Source organism: Hymenobacter sp. UYAg731 (assembly GCF_054061335.1).
Genome location: NZ_JBSSEC010000008.1, coordinates 1 through 20,659 on the forward strand (window position 1 = coordinate 1; position 20,659 = coordinate 20,659).

A 20,659-nucleotide genomic window follows, 5' to 3' on the forward strand; every position below is an offset into this window, starting at 1 on the left:
CCGCCCTCGGCTACCGCTCGCCCCACCAATTCGAACGCGACTTTCAAATCAGCATATCTTAGTGCATTGTCCGTTTTTACTGGACCACCCCAATTTGGGGTGGTACTACGCACTGCTGGTCAGGCATCATGGGGGCTTCGCTGATTTTTTCGGCGCGCAGTAAGCAAGCATAATCATCCGAATTATCATATAATGTGTAGTTTGCAGCAGGCATGGCCCTGTTAGCCCACATTGCTTACACATTTGCCCCGTAGTTTTTTGCTCCAGTATTTAAGTGACTGATTTTCTGAGCTTGTTGTGGTGCCGAATGCTGCTGCTACTGACGGTAGGAGTGGTGCTGGGGGGCTGCGCGGCCGCTCCTCCCGAGCCGGTTTACCGCATTGGCTTTTCGCAATGCACCATGGGCGACAATTGGCGGCGGGCCATGCTGGCCGGCATGGAAAAGGAATTGAGCTTCCACCCAAACGTGCAGTTTCAGATGCTGGATGCCCACAACGACAGCGAATTGCAGCGCCGGCAAGTCGAGCAGTTAATTAAGGAGCCGGTCGACCTGCTTATTATTTCCCCCAATCAATCCGGGCCACTCACGGCCCTCACCGAAGCGGCTTACAACCAAGGAATCCCGGTAGTAATCCTGGACCGCCGCACCACCTCGCGCCTCTATACGGCCTACGTGGGCGGCAACAACCTGGAAGTGGGCCGCACGGCCGGGCGCTACGTGGCCCAGCTGCTGCGCCAACGCGGGCAGGTGCTCGAAATAATGGGCCGGCCAGGCTCCTCGCCGGCCACCGACCGCGCCAAGGGCTTTGCGCAGGTGCTGGCCGCCTACCCGGACATCCGGCTCACGGCGCAGGTGGCCGGCAACTGGCAGCCCGCCTCGGTGCTCCAGCAGCTGCCGGCAGTGCTGCGGGCGCACCCCGAAACCGACCTGATTTTTGCCCATAACGACCCCATGGCCCGCGCCGCCTACCAAGTGGTGACGCGGCTGGCGCTGCCGCATCCCGTGCGCATCATTGGGGTGGACGGCCTGGCCGGGCCGGGCAACGGCCTGCAAATGGTGGAGGACGGCATTCTGAATGCCACCATGCTGTACCCCACGGGCGGTGAAGAAGCCATTCGGACGGCCTTGCGCATCCTGCGCCACGAGCCTTTTGCTAAGGAAAACCTGCTGGAAACCATGGTGATAGACTCGGCCAATGTGGGGCCGATGCGCGCCCAGACCGAGCAATTGGCCATCCAGCAGCACGACCTGCGGCAGCAGCAGCAACGGCTCGAATCGGAGATGCGCCGCTATGCCAGCCAGCGCACGGCCGTATACCTGCTGCTGGTCAGCTTGTTGGTAGCCACGCTGTTGGGGGCATCTGCGTGGCGGGCGTTGCGCCTTAATCGGCGCATTCGGCGGCAGCTGGAGCAGCAGAATGCCGAAATCAGCACCCAGCGCAACCAGATTGCGCAGCTGGCCGAAGCCGGCCGCCGCACGGCCGAAGAAGCCAGCCGCTCATCGGAAGCCAAGCTGCGGTTTTTTACCAATTTCTCGCACGAGCTGCGCACGCCGCTCACTCTCATTCTGGGGCCGGTGGAAGAGCTGCTGACCGACGGGGCCACCCTTGCGGAGGGGCAGCGCCAAGACCTGCAACTGGTGCGCCGCAACGCCCAGCGCCTGTTGCGGCTGGTGAATCAGCTCATGGATTTCCGCAAAATTGACGTGGGCCGGATGTCGGTGCGGGCCACCGAGGGCAACCTCGTGGACTTTGTGCGCGAGCTGATGGACGTGTTTGAAAAAACGGCGCGGCGGCGCAACATCACCTACCGGTTTTTGCCCGCCGAGCCGGTGGTGCAGCTCTGGTTCGACGGCGAAATCCTGGACAAGGTGTTTTTCAACCTCCTGTCCAATGCCTTCAAGTACACGCCCGATGGCGGCCAGATTACGGTGAGCCTCCAGCCCGATTTGGTGGCCCACATGGTGCGCGTGAGCGTGGAAGACACCGGCCGGGGCATTGCTGAAATCGACCAGCCGCACGTATTTGAGTGGTTTTACCAGGGCACCCGGTCGTCGGCCAACAGCTCCGGTATTGGCCTGGCCCTGGCCGAGGGCCTGACCCGGCTGCACGAAGGCTCACTCACCTTCCGGACCGAGCCGAGCCACGGCACCACCTTCGAGGTGAAGCTGCCGCTGGCCCGCCCCGCTACTTTCCTTGAGGCCGACCCCGAGCCGCGCCTGTCCCCCACCGCCGAAATGCTGCCCGATGACGAGCCCGCCGAGCCCGCCCCGCCTCTGGCCCGCACCGATGCAACGGCGCTGGTAATAGAAGACAACGACGACGTGCGCAACTTTCTGCTACAGAAGCTGCAACCCTATTTCCAGGTCAGCTCCGCCGCCGATGGCGTCACCGGCCTGCGCCTGGCCGGCGAAACCATCCCCGACGTGGTGGTGTGCGACGTGAACCTGCCCGGCCTGAGCGGCCTGGAAGTGGTGGCCCAACTGCGGGCCGACTGGCGCACCTCGCACATTCCGCTGGTGCTGCTCACGGCCCGTAGCGCCCCCGAGGAGCAGGTGGCCGGCGTGCAGGCCGGGGCCGACCTCTACCTCACCAAGCCCTTCAACCCCACGTTCCTGGTTGAGAGCCTGCGCACGCTGCTGCGCAACCGCGACCAGCAGCGCGAGCATTTCCGTCGCGAGCTGAGCGTGGACACCGCCACCGTGGCCCCGCAGCGCGTCGACCAGAAATTCCTGGCCGACCTCACCGCCATCATCGAAGCCAACCTCGACCAGCCCACCCTGAGCGTGGACGACGTGGCCCGCAGCCTGGGCGTGTCCCAAATGCAGCTTTACCGCAAGGTGAAGGCCCTGCTCGGCACCGGCGTGTCGGACTATATCCAGAGCCTGCGCCTCACCAAAGCCCGCCTGCTGCTGCTGCAGGAAGGCAGCACCATTGCCGAAATCGCGTACCTCACCGGCTTCTCCTCGCCCTCGTATTTCTCCACGGCCTTCAAAGGCAAGTACCAGGTATCGCCCTCGGAGTACAAAGCCTTGCACACTCCCGGGCGTAGCTGAAATATTTTTGCAAATCGGGTCGGATTAGTGAAAGAAAAGCCAGCTAGGCTTGTCTGGATTTTTACGTCAAATTGTTGACAGAAAATGATTTAAAATAATTTTTGCACCATGTAGGAATTCCGCAAGAAATTGAAGGAAACGAGCAAGCCTTTTGGACACCCGCCCCGGACTTTTGAGCCAGCCTCAATTCGTCCCGCTTTCTCATGGTGCAGCGCAAAGTCCTTTTCTGGTCTATCGTCACGGCGCTGGGCGGCTTCCTGTTCGGCTTCGATACGGCAGTTATATCCGGCGCGGAGAAAGCCATTCAGCAACTCTGGAACCTGAATGCGTTTGAGCACGGCTTCACCATTTCCATTGCTCTTATCGGCACGGTGCTGGGGGCCATTTTCGGGGGCATTCCCTCCGATGTGCTCGGGCGGCGGCAGACGCTGCGGTGGATTGCGGTCTTGTATTTGGTATCGGCGGTGGGGGCGGCGCTGGCCCCGGCTTGGGTGCCGTTCATGGTGTTTCGGTTTTTGGGCGGGCTGGGGGTAGGGGCGTCGTCGGTGACGGCTCCGCTGTATATCTCCGAGATTTCGCCAGCCGAATCGCGAGGCAAGCTGGTGGGCTTGTTCCAGTTCAACATCGTGTTCGGCATCCTTGCCGCCTACCTCTCCAACTACCTGCTGGCCAACGTGGGCGAGCATTCCTGGCGCCTGATGCTGGGCGTGCAGGCCGTACCAGCGGTGTTGTTCCTGCTGTTCCTGTTCCGGGTGCCCGAAAGCCCACGCTGGCTGCTGCTGCACGGCCGCATCGACGAGGGCCGCGACGTGTTGCGCATCATCGGCCCCACTACCGTGGATGCCGACGTGGCCGCCATCCTCACCTCCCAGGCCCTGGATGCCGGGCAGAGCGAGTCGCTCTGGAGCCCGCAGTATCGCACGCCGGTGTTGCTGGCCGTGGCCTTCGCCTTTTTCAACCAAGTGTCGGGCATCAATGCCATTATCTACTACGCGCCCCGCATTTTTGAAATGACCGGGCTGGGGCAGAAAACGGCCCTGCTGTCATCGGCGGGCATTGGGTTGGTCAATTTCATCTTCACATTGCTGGGGGTCAATCTCATTGACCGATTTGGGCGGCGCACGCTCATGCTGGTGGGCTCGGTGGGCCTCATTGCCACGCTGGGGCTGGTGGCGCGGGCCTTTTACGCGCAGCAGTTTGGCGGCGTATTGGTGCCGGTGCTGCTGTTCGTGTACATCGCCTTTTTCGCCTTCTCACAGGGCGCGGTCATCTGGGTATTCATCTCCGAGATTTTCCCCAACGCGGTACGGGCCAAGGGCCAGGCGCTGGGCTCCAGCACACACTGGGTGATGGCCACGGTCATCGCCTTCACCTTCCCTTGGTTTGCCGAGCACCTGGGCGGCGGCAACACGTTCGCCTTCTTCTGCGGCATGATGGTGCTGCAACTCATTTTCGTCCTGCGCTTTATGCCCGAAACGAAGGGTACGAGTCTAGAGCAGGTCGATAAAGCGTTGGTGATGCACTGAAGAAAGACTGTCATGCAGAGCGAAGCGAAGCATCTCGCGTGCTAAACGTAATCCAGCCAATTGAATTGCTGCCACACGCAAGAGGCTGCGCTACGCTCTGCATGATGGCCATTTGCTCATTTGCTTCTCACCTCCAAAACTCACCCCCACGCCATGGCCATTGCCTGCTTCGGAGAAATGCTCTGGGACGTGCTGCCCACCGGGAAGCAACCGGGCGGAGCCCCGCTCAACGTGGCGGTGCATCTGCGCAATTTCGGGCTGGAGGCGCAACTCATCAGCCGCGTGGGACACGACGACCTGGGGGCCGAGTTGCTGGCTTTTGTGGAAAGCAAAGGGCTGAGCACCAAATACGTGCAGCGCGGCGAAACCCACCTCACGGGCGTGGTGAAGGCCAACGTGAGCAACACCAACGAGGTAACTTATAAGATAGTCCAGCCGGTGGCCTGGGACTACATTCAGTATGAACCTGCGCTCAGCGCTCTGGTTCAGGGGGCCGAAGCCTTCGTCTTTGGCAGCTTAGCTGCTCGCAGTCCGGTGAGCCGCGAAACCTTGTATCGCCTGCTGCAACAGGCGCCACTGAAGGTCTTCGACGTTAATCTTCGGCCCCCTCATTATTCGCGCGACGTGGTGCAATACCTGTTGCGCCACGCCGACATCGTGAAGCTCAACCACCACGAGCTCACCGAAATCATGGACTGGTTTGGGGCCAGCCCGGCCGAGGAAACCGCCCTGGAGTGGCTGGCGGCCCGCTTCAAGCTGCAAGCCGTGTGCGTGACCAAAGGGGCCGACGGTGCCGCGCTCTGGACCGGTGGGCAGCTCTACCGCAGCCCCGGCCGCCCCGTGGCCGTGCAGGATACTATTGGCAGCGGCGATGCTTTTCTGGCGGCGCTGCTCCGGGGCCTGCTGGCTGGCCAGCCGCCGGCCGATAACCTTGCTTTTGCCTGCGCGGCGGGCTCGCTGGTGGCCACTTTCCAGGGAGCCACGCCGGCCATCTCCGAAAATATGGTGCGCGAGCTGGCCTCCGCCACTGCCTGATTACCCGATTTTACAAACTGACTCAAGCTGCCCATCTCCCACCCGATGAACCGATTGCTCCTCTGCGCTTTACCTCTGCTCGCGAGCATAACCAGCCTGGCCCAAACCCCGGGGGCGGCCGCCGACCCGTACCGGCCGGTGTACCACTTCACGGCCCCCAAAAACTGGATAAACGACGCTAACGGCTTGGTGTACAGCAATGGGCAGTACAACCTGTTTTTTCAATACAACCCGCAGAGCGCCCAGCCTGGCCACCTGGCCTGGGGCCACGCCACCAGCCCCAACCTGCTGCGCTGGACCCCGCAACCCGTGGCCCTGACCGAGTATGCCAGCCCCGATGGCAGCAACACGATGATTTTTTCGGGCAGCGCGGTCGTCGATAAGGACAACACCTCGGGCCTGTTCGCGGCCGGTAAAACCGACGGACTGGTCGCCTTTTATACCGGCCATCAGGAGCGGGCGGGTGCAGTGGTAGCCCAGCACCAGAACCTGGCCAGCAGCCCGGACGGCGGCCTCACCTGGCAGCGCTACGCTGGCAATCCCGTGCTCGACATCGGCAGTAAGGAGTTCCGCGACCCCAAGGTGTTCTGGTACGCGCCGCAGCAGAAGTGGGTGATGGCCACCGTGAAAGCCGACCGCCAGCAGGTGTATCTCTACGAGTCGAAGAACCTGAAAAACTGGAGCTTTCTGAGCCGCTGGGGCCGCGCCGGCAACACGGTGAAGGAGTGGGAATGCCCCGATTTGTTCGAGCTGCCCGTGCCCGGCGGCGGCACCAAGTGGGTGCTGCTGATTTCGGCCGGCAACCCCGTGGAGCAGTTCCGGGGCCAGCAGTATTTCCTGGGGCAGTTTGATGGCAAGACCTTTACGCCCGACCAGGCGTACGAAGAGCCCGCTTACCTCGACTTCGGCAAGGACTATTTTGCCGCCGTTACCTTCAACAACGTGCCCGATGGTCGCCGCTTGCTGGTGGGCTGGGCCAACGACTGGGCCTACGCCCAAGCCGTGCCCACCGGCACCGAGTGGCGTGGCAGCTTTGCCGTGCCCCGCGAGCTGAGCCTGCGCCGCACTTCCGCCGGCCTCACGCTGGTGCAGCAGCCCCTGGCCGAGCTGCGCCGCTTGGGCAAAGAGGCCCTGAGTATCAAAAGCCGCGACCTTAAGCCCGGCCCCGCCGGCTACGAGCTGCCCTTCCACGGCGAATCATACGACCTGGAACTGACCCTGAAACCCGGTAAAGCCAACCTGCTCACCCTGAACCTGCTGCAAAGCAACGACGAGAAAACCGTGCTGCGCTACGACGTGGCGAAGCAGGAGTTGACCCTTGACCGGCAGCATTCGGGCAACGTGGCCTTCCACCCCATGTTCGCCATGAGTCTCGAAACCGCCAAAGTACCCCTGCGCGACGGCCAGCTCCAGCTGCGCCTGCTCGTGGATAAGTCGGTGGTGGAAGTATTCGCCCAGAACGGCGAAACCACGCTCACGGACCTGGTTTTTCCGAAGCAGCACGCCGGCCGCATCAGCCTCATCACCGATGGCGCGGCCCAGGTAACGGCCCTGCGCCTCACCGACCTCAGCCAGCCAGCCATGCCTTAACTGAAATTTTACCCCTTACAATCAAGAGCTTCGCTTCAATACTCTTTTCCGCAAAACCCATCCCACCCGTGTCGTTTTTCTCCCGCTCATTCTTTTTACTTGAACGCAGTGCCCGCTCCGTAGGAGTGGGGCCGGGGCCGGCAGGGGCGGGCTTTGCCGTGTGCGCCAGCCTGGTCGCCACGCTATTGCTAACCCTGGCCGGTTGCGGCCAGGCCGGGCAGAAATCGGAACAAAAAGCCGAAACCGCCCAAACCCGGACCCTCGCCGATACTACTGCCCGTAACGAGAGCTGGTGGAAGGAAGCCGTGGTGTACCAAGTGTACCCACGCAGCTACCAGGACAGCAACGGCGATGGCGTGGGCGACCTCAAGGGCCTGATTTCGCGCCTCAACTACATCAAAAGCCTGGGCGTGGACGTGATTTGGCTGAACCCGATTTACGGCTCGCCCAACGACGACAACGGCTACGACATCAGCGACTACCGCGCCATCATGAAGGACTTCGGCACCATGGCCGACTTCGATGGCCTGCTAAAAGGCATTCACCAGCGCGGCCTGAAAGTGGTATTGGACCTAGTGGTGAACCACTCTTCTGACGAGCACAAGTGGTTTCAGGCGTCGAAAAGTGCGCGCACCAGCCCCTACCGCGACTACTACCACTGGTGGCCCGCCGAAAAAGGCACGCCCAGCAAACGCCAGAGCTTTTTCGACGTGAAGGGCGATGCCTGGCGCTACGACTCGCTCACCAACGCTTACTACCTGCACTACTTCTCGCGCAAGCAGCCCGATTTGAACTGGGAAAACCCCAAGCTGCGCCAGGAAATCTATTCCATGATGCGCTTCTGGTTCGATAAGGGCATTGATGGCTTTCGGATGGATGTGATTCCATTCATCGCCAAGGACACGACCTTTCCGGCCCTGCCGGCCCAGTACCACGGCGATTTCGGCCGCTACTACGCCAACGGTCCGCACCTGCATGACTACCTGAAGGAGATGAACCGCGAAGTGCTGCGCAAGTACAACGTGATGACCGTGGCCGAGGGCGCGGGCGTAACTAGTGACCAGGCCCTAGACTTCGTGGACCCCGCCCGCCGGGAACTCAACATGCTCTACCACTTCGAGGGCATGGGCGTGGGCAACGTGCCCGGTCTGAAGTACCGGATGCTCTCGCCCAAGGGTTACAGCCTGCTGGATTTCAAGCAGGTATATACCAAATGGGATAAGATTTTTGCCGAAAAGGGTTGGGGCACCATTTACCTCGGCAACCACGACCAGCCCCGCATGACCACCCGCTGGGGCGACGACCGGCCGGCCTTCCGCGCCCCCTCGGCCAAGCTGTTGAGCACGTTTTTGCTCACCATGCGCGGCACGCCTTACACCTTCGGCGGCGACGAACTGGGCATGACCAATATCCGCTTCAATGGCATTAGCGATTACCAAGACATCGAGGTGCGCAACATGTACCAGCAGCTCAAGGCCGAGGGCGGCAACCTGAGCCAGTTTCTGGAGGCCCAGAAAATCTCGGGCCGCGACAACGGCCGCACGCCCTTTCAGTGGAGCGCCGCCGCCAATGCCGGCTTCACCACCGGCCGGCCCTGGCTGAAAATCAACCCCAACTACGGCACCATCAATCGGGCCGCCGAAGAGCAAGACTCCAGCTCCGTGCTCAATTATTTCCGCAAGGTCACGGCCATGCGCAAGGCTCATAAGGTGCTGGTGTACGGACAGTACCAACTGCTCGACGCGGCCAACCCACACATCTACGCCTACACCCGCACCCAGGGCGCGGAGCGGGTGCTGGTGGTGCTCAACTTTTCCTCGGAGCTGCGCAGTTGGGCCGTGCCGGCCGGCCTCACGCCCGCCGGCCAGCCCTGGTTCAACAACTATCCTACGCTCAAAACCGGCTCCACCCTGGCCCTGCAACCCTGGCAGGCCGTGGTGCTCCCGCTGCAATAAAAGGAGCGGCTTTTCGCAACAACTCATCCCTCTCACCTAACGCTGCAAAACATGAATAGACCCGGAACTCCCCGCCAATCACTCCGAAATCGTTTGCAGAAATCGTTTTCGGAGAATTGCCAGCTACTCGCCGCTTAAAAATTTCCCACCATTTCACTTTTCATACCATGAGAAACAACGTTTACAAACGGTACAATCCGTGTGAGCTGCCGGCCGCAACAGGCGGGCACGGCCCAACAACGCTCCTGAAGCTCTTGCTACTAGGGGTCTTGTTTGTTCTGTTTCCACTACTGAGCCAAGCCCAGGCCAACCGTTCGATTTCGGGCAAGGTGACGGATGAGTCGGGCGGCGGCCTGCCCGGCGTGACGGTACTGGTGCCCGGTACCAGCACCGGTACCAGCAGCGGAGCCGATGGTAGTTTCCAGCTTGATGTGCCAGCTACGGCCACGAAGCTGTCGTTTTCGTTCGTAGGCTACTCTGCGCAGCAGGTTGATATCACCGGCAAGTCGTCGGTATCGATATCGATGAAAAGCGACGCACAGGCGCTGAGCGATGTAGTGGTAGTGGGCTACGGTACGACCCGCAAGCAGGACCTGACCGGGGCCGTAGCTGTTATTGGCGAGAAGGATTTCAACAAGGGTACCTTCACCTCGCCCGACCAACTTATCCAGGGTCGTACCTCGGGGGTGCAAGTCACCAACAGTAGCGGACAGCCTGGGGGCCCGGCAACCATCAAAATTCGGGGCAATTCTGCCGTGACGGGTACCGGCCAGCCGCTTTACGTAGTAGATGGTGTGCCGCTCGATGGCCGCTCGGCCCGGCCGGGCCAAGTGGCGGCTAGAGACGCTGGTGATGGTGCCGACAGCAACCCGCTCAACTTCCTCAACCCAACTGACATTGAGTCAGTGACTGTTTTGAAAGATGCCTCCGCTACGGCTATATACGGCTCGCGGGCAGCCTACGGGGTTGTGCTGATTAACACGAAGCGGGGCAAAACGGGTGCCCCCCGGCTGGACATCGGGGCCTCGACTGGCTTTTCAACCATCCTGCGCCGGCAGAAGATGCTCAATGCTGGCCAGTTCCGGCAAGCGCTGGTTTACTATGGACTGCCCAACAGCGGGCCCGGTAGCTACGACTTGGGCTCCGACACTGACGCGCTGGGGTCTATCCTGCGAACGGGTCAATTGCAAAACTACAACGTGGCCATGAGCGGTGGTGGCGACAACGGCCGCTACCGCCTTTCGCTGGGCTACCTCAATCAGGACGGCATTGTACGCAAAACCGGCTTCAAGAAGTACAGTGCCAACTTCTCCACCAATCTGGAGTTCCTCGAAAGCAAGAAGCTCGGCGTGGATGTGAACATCGTTACCAGCCAGTTTCAGGAAAACTTGGCTCCCATCACTACTACCGCCGGCTCGCAGGGCAGTCTCATTGGCCAGGCGTTGCAGTGGAACCCGACTGAGTCGCTCCGCAACGCCGACGGTTCGCTGAACATCAAAGCAGGCGAACTCATCAATCCCCTTGCGTATCAGGAACTATACAATGACGAATCCCGGGTGTCCACCATTCTGGCCAGCGTATCGCCGCATTACAAGTTTACCGACTGGCTGGAAGCACGGGTGCTGTACAGCATCAATTACAGCACCGGCGAGCGCCGCACGTCCACTGGACAAGACCTTATCAACTTCGATGATATAAAGGGCAAGGGGCTTGCTGGTATTGGCAACAACCAGTTGAGCACTCAGCAAATCGCCAATACGCTGAATTTTAACAAGAAAATTGCTGCTGACCTCAATTTGAACGCTTTATTGGGCTACGAGTATACCACGTTTTCAAACGCAGGCTCGAACATCAAGGCATTCGGTAATCCCGACCAAGGGGGCTTTGGCAACTTCGGGCTGGACTACACAAATTACATTCAGTATTCCAGCAACGGCTCCCGCTTTCCAACTTCCTTCAAAGACCCATTCACGGCGTTGCAGTCCGTTTTTGGCCGGGCTATTCTTAACTATAAGGAGCGCTACCTCATCACGGCTACGTTGCGCCGCGACCAAAGCAGTAAATTCGGCCCCGAAAATCGGGTGGGCTATTTCCCTTCTGTTGCCGCTGCCTGGGACATTAGCCAGGAAGAATTCCTAAAGGGCAACAAGTCACTGACGCAACTTAAAGTCCGGGCAGGGTACGGCCGTACCGGCAACCAAGAGTTCCCGGCCGGCTCGGCCCAAGCCCGGTACTCGCTGGACAACAACGGTGCCCAGAATCCGCTCAACGCCGCAAACCCAGGCTTGAAATGGCAGTCGGATACGCAGTACAATGCCGGTGTTGACCTGGGATTCTTTGACAACCGACTGACGGCCACGGTGGATTACTTCTACAAGACGACCACTGACCTGTTGTTTCCCAAAATCCCCGGTGAGCCCCGGCCGTCCAATGCTGCCGTCAGGTGGGAAAACCTCAAGGGCGAAGTCGTAAACAAGGGCGTAGAAGTTGCACTCGGGACTATGATTTTGAACGGTGAAAAGGTTGGGGTGGGCTTTAACGCAAACGCTACTTTCATTCGCAACAGCGTTTCCGGCCTGCCGGGTGCTCCCATTCCTACCGGATTAATTACCGGCCAAGGGTTATCCGGGGCATTGGTTGAAACCATTCGGAATGGTTTGCCCATCAATGCTTTTTATCTGCCGGAGTACCAAGGTCTTAACGACAAAGGACTGCCGAATGCATTCGGGCCGGTATTCTACGCTGGTAGTCCCAACCCCAAAACTCTGCTTGGCTTAAGTGCTAACGCCCACTACGGTAAGCTTGCACTTGTAGCCAACATGACCGGGGTATTTGGCCAACTCATTTACAACAATACCCTGAACGCAGTGGGTGCCATTGGAGGCATTAACGCCCGGAAGAACATTGCGCTGGTAACATTTGAGAATCCTGTTAAGGAATCGACTGGCAGCGCGACGGCCGCCTCGTCACGCTACCTGGAGAAGGGCGACTACTTAAAACTCTCTAACGTGACGCTGTCGTACGCAATCGGCAACCTGGGAAAAGTGTTCAAGGGAGCCAGCATCTACGCTACGGGCCAAAACCTGTTCGTATTTACGAAATACACGGGGGCTGACCCGGAAATCAATACCATCAAAACAGGTGCCAATAGCGTCCCCTCGGTCGGCATTGATTATACGGCCTATCCGAGTGCCCGCCTCTTCACCTTCGGCCTTAATTTCTCCTTGTAACACATTAGCCCTTATCAGCCATGAAGAAGAACAGTATTATCCGAATCGCGGCCACTTTAGCCTTGCTACAGGTCGCCAACAGCTGCCAGCTCAATGAGGACATTAACGGAAACCTAACGCTAGACCAAATTCCTAAAGGCAACCCGGCGGCGCTACTCACGGGGGTATACAATTCCATGCGTGACCCTATTCAGGGTAGCGTAAACGTTTTTGCTCTGGAGGAAGTCTCGACCGATGAGCGAATTATGCCCACCCGCGGGCCAGACTGGGACGACAATGGCAAGTGGCGCCAGCTCTACCTCCACAACTGGGACTCCAACAACGAACAAATCCGCAATACCTTCACCGGGCTTAACGGCATTACCTACGCCGCCACCGACCTGTTGCGGTTTAACCCCACAACGCAGCAGGCCGCAGAAGCCCGGTTCATCCGCGCCTGGGGTATGTTTTGGTTACTGGATATGTTCGACCAAGTGCTGTACCGCGACCCCGGCGAGGAACTGAGCCAGCCGGCCCGGTTGCGGAAAGGCACAGAGGCGCTGAATTACATCGTGAGCGAAATCCAGGCCGTGCAAAAAGACTTGCCCCTCGGCCCGGTGGGCAAAGCCAACCAGGATGCCGCTCGCGTCTTACTGATGAAGTGCTACCTTAACAAGGGGGCCTACGCCAACCGCAAAACACCCACCTTCGACGCGGCTGACATGAACTCGGTTATTAAGTTGGCGGACGAAATCATCACCAGCAACAAGTATACCTTCACGCCTGACTATTTCGATAACTTCGCGCCCAACAACACCGCTATTGGTAAAGAGAACATCTTCACCCAAGAAAACACCTATGGCGACGGCGGCGATGTGCGCTCCTATTGGAAGTTCGTTTCGCACTACAACCTGTTTCCCGTCAATGGCTACAATGGCCCAGCCACCACGGGCGATTTTTTCGACAAGTTTGAGGCGACTGATAAACGGCGGGGCGAAGCTTATCCGAGCAATTCTCCCAATGCCATCAACACGGGCAACCACATCAACGTGGGCTTCCTTGCCGGTCAGCAGTACAACCTCAAGGACGAGACTGCCCTCAAAGACCGAGGGGGTAACCCCTTGGTGTTCACTAAGGATGTTAACATATTTGAAGTAGGCGCGGACCTGGAAGTAAAAGGCATCCGGCCCCTGAAATACCCTGTGGACTACGCCAGCGAAGACAAAGGCGGCAACGGCGCGGAGAACGACCATGTGAGTTTCCGCCTGGCCGACGTACTGCTGATGAAGGCCGAGGCCATTATGCGTGGGGGTACCCCCACCAGCGCGGGTGTTTATGGCACCACGCCCCTGGCCATCGTCAACTACATCCGCACGCTGCCCTCGCGGGGAGCCAGTGCCTTGCCCGCGCTTACGCTGGACATTCTGCTCGACGAGCGCGGCCGTGAGCTGTACAACGAGGAGTGGCGCCGGCAGGACCTGATTCGGTTCGGCAAGTTTCTGCTGCCTCGCAAGGACAAGCCGCAAAGCCCGGATAAAGCTTTGCTCTTTACCATTCCGCAAACGCAGGTAGATGTGAACCCCAACATCACCCAAAACCCTGGTTACTAGCCTGGGCTGGAGTTTGCCTGCGGGTGCTCCAATAATTTCAGGAGAGGGCGGGCCACGGCCTGCCCTCTCCTTATTTTTTCACTACCCTTGAAACTGCTTTGCTATGACCAAATTCCGACGAGTTGCCACCCGCCGGCTGTGGCTCCTACTGCTACCGATACTGCTGCTATGTACCCCGTATACCCAGGCCCAAACGACCCCGCCCGACCCCTGGCGCATCGTCGCCGACAAGGTGGACCCGGCCAACTACTACGGCGTGACGGTGGCCAACGGCATCATGGGCGTGGTGTCGTCTCCTGAGCCGTTTAAGGTGAAGAACGTGGTGCTGGCCGGGGCCTACGACCAGTACGGCCGGGGCCGGGTGAGCAACTTCCTCAACGGCATCAACCTGCTGAATATGTACATGGAAATTGACGGCCGCCGCTTGGGCGCTGCCGATGCCAGCCACTTCCGGCAAGAGCTGGACATGCAGAAGGCTACCCTCACCACCACCTTTGACTACGCCGACAAGGCCACCATCAGTTACACCACCTACGCGCTGCGCCACCTGCCCTACACGGTACTGCTGGACGTGTCCATCGTGGCCAAAAAGGACATTGCCCTCACCGCCGCCAGCGTGATGGACACCCCCGATGCCCTGCGCGACGTGCAGAACTACTACAACGAAATCGACCGGCCGCACGCCACCGTGCGTCTGCTCACGTCATCGGCTAAAAGCCCTACGGGCAAGCTGTTGCTGTGCGCCTCCACTACGTTTCTGTTCACGGAAGGGCAGGGGCTGGAGCCGCGCGTCATCCACGAGATGTGGGACAATGGCGAGCACCTGATGAAATTCAGCAAAGCCCTGAAGGCCGGGCAGACATACGGCTATGCCGTGGCGGGCTCGGCCATCACCTCGGCCCACCACCCCGACCCGCTGAACGAGGCCGAGCGCATGACCATTTTCGCCCGCCTCGAAGGCCGGGAGCGGCTGCTGGCCTTCCACGCCAAAGCCTGGCAGGACCTGTGGCAGAGTGACATCCAGATAAGCGGCGATGCCCAGGCCCAGCAGGACGTGCATTCTATGCTCTACCACCTCTACAGCTTTTCGCGGGCCGGCACCGATTATTCGCCCTCGCCCATGGGCCTCTCGGGGCTGGGCTACAATGGCCACGTTTTCTGGGATGCCGACCTTTGGATGTTCCCGGCGCTGCTGGTGCTGCATCCCGAAATCGCTAAGTCACTGGTCGAATATCGGTTCCGGCGGCTGGAGCCGGCCCGGCAGAATGCCTTCGCCCACGGCTACCAGGGGGCCATGTACCCTTGGGAAAGTGCCGATACGGGCGTGGAAGAAACGCCGGTTTGGGCCCTGAGCGGACCTTTTGAGCACCATATTTCGGCCTGTGTGGCCCTGGCCGCCTGGCAATACTACTGCGTGACGCAGGACAAGGACTGGCTGCGCGAAAAAGGCTGGCCGATGCTCTCGGCCACCGCCGACTTCTGGGCCAGCCGCGTAGAGCGCAACGGCCCCGGCCACTACGACATCAAAAACGTGGTGGCTTCCGATGAATGGGCCGAAAACGTGGACAACGACGCCTTCACCAACGCCGCCGCCAAAGTCAACCTGCAAAACGCCGCTGCCGCCGCAAAGCTGCTCGGCCTGCCCGCCAATCCCGACTGGGCACTGGTGGCCCGGAACATTCCCATCCTCCGAATGGCCGACGGCGTGACTCAGGAGCACGCCACCTACCACGGCGAGGGCATCAAGCAGGGCGACGTGAACCTGCTGGCCTACCCCCTGAACGTCATCACCGACCCCGTTCAAATCAAAAAAGACCTGGCCTATTACGAAACCCGCGTGCCCAACGAAGGCACCCCGGCCATGACGCAGGGCATTTTCGCGCTGCTCTACGCCCGCCTGGGCAATGCCGATAAGGCCAAGCTCTGGTTTAAAGATGCTTACGAGCCCAACCTGCTGCCCCCGTTCCGCGTCATCGCCGAAACCAAGGGCGGCACCAACCCCTACTTCGCCACTGGCGCGGGTGGTGTGCTGCAAGCCGTGCTCATGGGCTTCGGCGGGCTGAATATCACCCCGGCGGGCATTACGCAAAGCAAAAGCACGCTGCCCACCGGCTGGCAGTCGGTGAAGATTACGGGCGTGGGGCCGCAGCGCCGCACGTATTCCATGGGGCGATAAATAATTGATTTTCAAACGCTAATTCTTCCACATTGATGAATCACTTATCCAATACATCGGGCCACCGTAGTCGCCGGTTCCCGGCCGTACTGCTGCTGGCGCTGCTAGGCAACCGGGCCGCAGTGGCCCAGGCTCCCGCGCCGCAGTTGGGCAAAGCCCCGCTCAAAGAAATCCTCGCCGCCCTCACCACCGAGGAAAAAGTGAAGCTGGTGGTGGGCATGGGCTTTTACCCGGCCGGCTTCCCCGAAGGCATTCTGCCACTTTCGGACCCCGCGGACCGCAAGGTGCCCGAGAAAGTGCCCGGCGCGGCCGGCCGCACCCACGCCATTGCGCGGCTCGGCATTCCGTCGCTCACGCTTTCGGATGGGCCGGCGGGCGTCCGCATTGCCCCCATCCGGGACGGCGACAGCACCCGGACCTACTACGCCACGGCTTTCCCGGTGGCCACGCTGCTGGCGTCGAGCTGGGACACCGAGCTGGTGCATAAAGTAGGCGTGGCTTTTGGCAGCGAAGTGCGGGCCTTTGGCATTGATGTGCTGCTGGCCCCGGGCATGAACATCCACCGCAACCCGCTGGGTGGTCGCAACTTCGAGTATTATTCCGAAGACCCGGTGGTGACCGGCAACATCGCGGCGGCGTTTGTGAATGGCATTGAGTCGAACGGTGTGGGTACCAGCATCAAGCATTTCGCGGTCAACAACCAGGAGTTCAACCGCATGAAAATGAACTCGCAGGTGAGCGAGCGGGCGCTACGGGAAATCTACCTCAAAGGGTTCCAGATTGCCGTGCGAAAGTCCCAGCCCTGGACGGTGATGTCGAGTTACAACCTTGTGAACGGCACCTACACCTCCCAGAGCTCCGACTTGCTCACGGCGCTGCTGCGGCAGGAGTGGGGATTTAAAGGATTGGTAATGACCGACTGGTACGGCGGCCAGAACCCGGTGGCCCAGCTCCAGGCCGGCAACGACCTGCTCATGCCCGGCACCACCACCCAGACGCAGGCCCTGCTGGCGGCGGCCAAAAGCGGCCAGCTCACCCCTGCCCAGCTCGATGCCAACGTGACTCGCGTGCTGGAAATGGTGCTCCAGTCGCCCACCTTTAAGGGCGACAGCTACACCAGCCGCCCCGCGCTGTCCGCCGATGCCGCCGTAGCCCGCCAGGCCGCTGCCGAAAGCATGGTCCTGCTGCGTAACGAAGCCCAGGCGCTGCCCCTGGCCGCCGGCCAGCAGCTGGCCTTGTTCGGCAACACGTCCTACAATCTTATTGCCGGCGGCACCGGTAGCGGCGACGTCAACCGCGCCTACACCATCTCCATCGAGCAGGGCCTGAACAAGGCCGGTTACTCCGTCAACTCCGCCATCAGCCAAGTGTACACCCAGTACCTGCGGGCCGAAAAAGCCAAACTGCCCAAGACCCGGACGTTCTTCGACCCCGCCCCGGTCATTGCCGAGCCAAGCCTGAATGCGGCCCTACTACAGCAGCAGGCCCAAGCCGCCGATGTGGCCATCATCACCCTCGGCCGCAGCGCCGGCGAGGGTGGCGACCGCAAAGTGACCGACGATTTCACGCTCCGGGCCGATGAAACGGCAATGCTCCAGCAGGTTGCCACGGCTTTCCATGCGGTGGGCAAGAAAGTGGTAGTAGTGCTGAACGTGGGGGGCGTGGTAGAAACCGCCAGCTGGCGCAACCAGGCCGATGCCATCCTGCTGGCCTGGCAGCCCGGCCAAGAAGGCGGCCACGCCGTAGCCGACGTGCTCAGCGGCCAAACCAACCCCTCGGGCAAGCTGGCTACCACCTTCCCCATGGCCTATCCCGACATTCCGTACAGCCAGGATTTTCCCGGCAAAGTGCGGCCCGGCGCGGCCCCTTCGGCCGGCGGAATGGCCGGTCAGGAATCTGAAAACACCTATGCCGAAGGCATCTACGTGGGCTACCGCTACTTCAATACCTTCCACAAGCAGCCGGCCTATGCCTTTGGCCACGGCCTGAGCTACACCACATTTGCTTACGGCCCGCTAAAGCTCAGCGCGCCCGCGCTCAACGACAAGCTCACGGCCACGCTCACCATCACGAACACCGGCAAAGTGGCGGGCCGCGAGGTCGTGCAGCTCTACGTGAGTGCGCCCAAAGGCAAGCTCGCCAAGCCCCAGAGCGAGCTGAAAGCCTTCGCCAAAACCTCCCTACTTGCGCCCGGCAAGTCGCAAACCCTCAGCTTTACCCTTACCGCCGCTGACCTGGCTTCCTACAACACTGCCGCTTCAGCCTGGGTGACCGATGCCGGCACCTACACCGTGCAGGCCGCCGCGTCGTCGGTAGAGGTGAAGCAGCGCGCCACCTTCCAGGTGGGCAAGCCCGTGGTGGTGGCCAAAAGCCGCCATTTACTAGCCCCGCCGGCCCCGGTGACGGAAATGGCCGCGCCCACGGCCAGCAAGTAATGATGTTGTTGAAGTCCCGCGCCAGCCAGCTCGTAAGTCGCGTCTGCCAAGTAGCTTCGCCTGGCCGCTCCCGTACTGTTGGGGGCGGTCTTGGCTATCTATGCGACACTTCTACTTTTCTGCCGCCCAACCGGGTCGCGCCCGCCGCTCAGGCTGCTTCAGCTCCTTGATTTTGAGTGGGCTGCTGGCTTTAAGCAGTCTGCCCACTTTAGCTCAGGCTGTGATGCCCGCCGCCACCGCCACGCTATTGCGGCCTGCCGCCGTATTCGACGGCCAGGAAATGCATGCTGGCTGGGTCGTGCTGGTCGAAAATGACAGAATAACGGCGGCCGGCCCCGCCACGCAGGTAACGCCGCCAGCCGCCGCCCGCACCCTGGAGCTGCCGGGCCTAACGTTGCTGCCGGGCCTCATCGAAGGCCACTCGCACCTGCTGCTGCACCCCTACAACGAAACTGCCTGGGACGACCAGGTGCTGCTCGAATCGCAAGCGTTGCGGGTGGCGCGGGCCACAGTACACGCCCAGCGCACGCTGCTGGCGGGCTTCACTACTGCCCGCGACCTGGGCACCGAAGGCGCGGGCTTTGCCGATGTGGGCATGAAGCAGGCCATCAACCAAGGCATTATCCCCGGCCCGCGTCTGCTGGTGGTTACGCGGGCGCTGGTGGCCACCGGCAGCTACGGCCCCAAGCTTTCGGTGGATGAGAACGTGCCCCAGGGTGCTCAGGAGGCCGATGGGGTGGATGGCATTATCCGGGCCGTGCGGGAGCAGATTGGCAAGGGGGCCGATATTATCAAGGTGTACGCCGACTACCGCTGGGGTCCCGATGGCTCGGCCCAGCCCACGTTCTCACAGGAAGAACTGACGCTGATTGTGCAAACCGCCCGCTCGACCGGCCGGGGCGTGGTGGCCCACGCCAGCACGCCCGAGGGCATGCGCCGCGCCATTATGGCCGGGGTCGAAACCATCGAGCACGGCGACGGCGGCACCCCCGAAATATTCGCCCTAATGAAAAAGCGCGGCGTGGCCCTGTGCCCTACCGTGGCCGCTTCCGATGCCGTAGCCCAATACAAAGGATGGCACAAGGGCACCGACCCGGCCCCGCCCCGCATTCAGCAAAAGCACCAGAGCATGGCCGCCGCCCTCAAAGCCGGTGTGATGCTGGCCCAGGGCGGCGATGTGGGCGTATTCGCCCACGGCGACAACGCCCGCGAAGCCGAGCTGCTGGTGCATGACTACAGCCTCACGCCGCTGCAGGTGCTGCGCCAGGCCACCAGCGGCAACGCCCAAATCTTCCACCTCGCCGACCGGGGCAGCATCCGCCCCGGCCTGCTGGCCGACCTCGTAGCCGTGGCCGGCGACCCTACCCAAGATGTTGCCGCCCTGCGCCAAATCCGGCTCGTGATGAAGGGCGGCGTGCTCTACCGCCAGCCGTAGCAGTTGGCGCTTGCCCATTAATCTAGTCAGGGGTTATTTGTTGGCTGCTATGATAGTCCTAGCGGCAACGGACTGCGTACTACCGACAGCCACTTGCCAATTTCTTGATGAAAGAATTCTTCGCCAACCTCATCGGCCTGCACGAAACAGCCCAAACCATCAGTCCCGGCCAAATTTCGGCCCGAACAGTGGTGGTTTTTCTGGTGGCGTTGGTGCTGCTACGAATGTCGGGCCGACGCACGTTTGCCAGCAATAGTGGCCTTGAAATGGTTGTTAAATTTATGTTGGGCGCCACGCTCAGCCGCGCCATCGCGGCCGATGCGCCATTCTTCACCATCCTCTCGGCGGCCCTTACACTTGTGCTGGTACATCGGGCGCTGGCTTATCTCACGTATTTCTTCCCCGCGCTGGGCCGTTTGGTAAAGGGCGAGGCCAGCGTCCTGGCCGAAGGGGCCACCATTCATCACCACGAGTTGCGGCGTGCCAGTATCAGCGAGGAAGCCCTGCAATCGGGCCTGCGTGTAGGGGCTAATCTCGACGACCTGGCTCAAACCAAAACCGTGCGTCTGGAGCACGACGGCAGCATCAGCATCGTGAAAAAGGCAGACTGAGCGGGACACATTTTGCGCCCCG

General features: G+C 60.9%; 11 protein-coding genes. All 11 read left to right on the plus strand.

The features are described 5' to 3' along the window. Window positions 1–274 precede the first annotated feature (274 nt). The 11 genes from ACVWYF_RS20695 (at window position 275) to ACVWYF_RS20745 (ending at window position 20,637) form a co-directional block, all read left to right on the plus strand. A complete protein-coding gene (locus ACVWYF_RS20695) occupies window positions 275–3,055 on the plus strand; it encodes a substrate-binding domain-containing protein (protein ID WP_457071682.1) in 2,781 nt (926 codons plus the stop codon). Between the two features lie 203 nt (window positions 3,056–3,258). After that, the gene (locus tag ACVWYF_RS20700; RefSeq protein ID WP_457071684.1) at window positions 3,259–4,581 is read left to right on the plus strand and encodes a sugar porter family MFS transporter; all 1,323 of its coding nucleotides are present in this window, start codon (window positions 3,259–3,261) and stop codon (window positions 4,579–4,581) included. A 153-nt stretch (window positions 4,582–4,734) separates the two neighbouring features. Next, window positions 4,735–5,616: a carbohydrate kinase family protein gene (locus ACVWYF_RS20705; protein ID WP_457071686.1), complete on the plus strand. Its 882-nt coding sequence runs from the start codon at window positions 4,735–4,737 to the stop codon at window positions 5,614–5,616. A 45-nt stretch (window positions 5,617–5,661) separates the two neighbouring features. Next, window positions 5,662–7,206 carry a glycoside hydrolase family 32 protein gene (locus tag ACVWYF_RS20710; RefSeq protein ID WP_457071688.1) on the plus strand — a complete coding sequence of 515 codons (1,545 nt, stop codon included), beginning with the start codon at window positions 5,662–5,664 and terminating at the stop codon, window positions 7,204–7,206. Between the two features lie 68 nt (window positions 7,207–7,274). Beyond that, window positions 7,275–9,161 (plus strand): glycoside hydrolase family 13 protein, encoded by a 1,887-nt coding sequence (locus tag ACVWYF_RS20715; protein ID WP_457071690.1) that lies wholly within the window; start codon window positions 7,275–7,277, stop codon window positions 9,159–9,161. Between the two features lie 269 nt (window positions 9,162–9,430). Then, window positions 9,431–12,391: a SusC/RagA family TonB-linked outer membrane protein gene (locus tag ACVWYF_RS20720; protein WP_457071693.1), complete on the plus strand. Its 2,961-nt coding sequence runs from the start codon at window positions 9,431–9,433 to the stop codon at window positions 12,389–12,391. Window positions 12,392–12,411: 20 nt separating this feature from the next. Further along, window positions 12,412–13,980 (plus strand): RagB/SusD family nutrient uptake outer membrane protein, encoded by a 1,569-nt coding sequence (locus ACVWYF_RS20725; protein ID WP_457071695.1) that lies wholly within the window; start codon window positions 12,412–12,414, stop codon window positions 13,978–13,980. Between the two features lie 103 nt (window positions 13,981–14,083). Further along, window positions 14,084–16,156, plus strand: a complete 2,073-nt coding sequence (locus ACVWYF_RS20730) for a glycoside hydrolase family 65 protein (RefSeq protein WP_457071697.1) — start codon at window positions 14,084–14,086, stop codon at window positions 16,154–16,156. A 35-nt stretch (window positions 16,157–16,191) separates the two neighbouring features. Continuing rightward, window positions 16,192–18,591, plus strand: a complete 2,400-nt coding sequence (locus ACVWYF_RS20735; RefSeq protein ID WP_457071699.1) for a glycoside hydrolase family 3 C-terminal domain-containing protein — start codon at window positions 16,192–16,194, stop codon at window positions 18,589–18,591. Between the two features lie 223 nt (window positions 18,592–18,814). Further along, window positions 18,815–20,026, plus strand: a complete 1,212-nt coding sequence (locus tag ACVWYF_RS20740; RefSeq protein ID WP_457071701.1) for a metal-dependent hydrolase family protein — start codon at window positions 18,815–18,817, stop codon at window positions 20,024–20,026. A 107-nt stretch (window positions 20,027–20,133) separates the two neighbouring features. After that, a complete protein-coding gene (locus tag ACVWYF_RS20745; protein ID WP_457071703.1) occupies window positions 20,134–20,637 on the plus strand; it encodes a DUF421 domain-containing protein in 504 nt (167 codons plus the stop codon). Window positions 20,638–20,659: the final 22 nt, after the last annotated feature.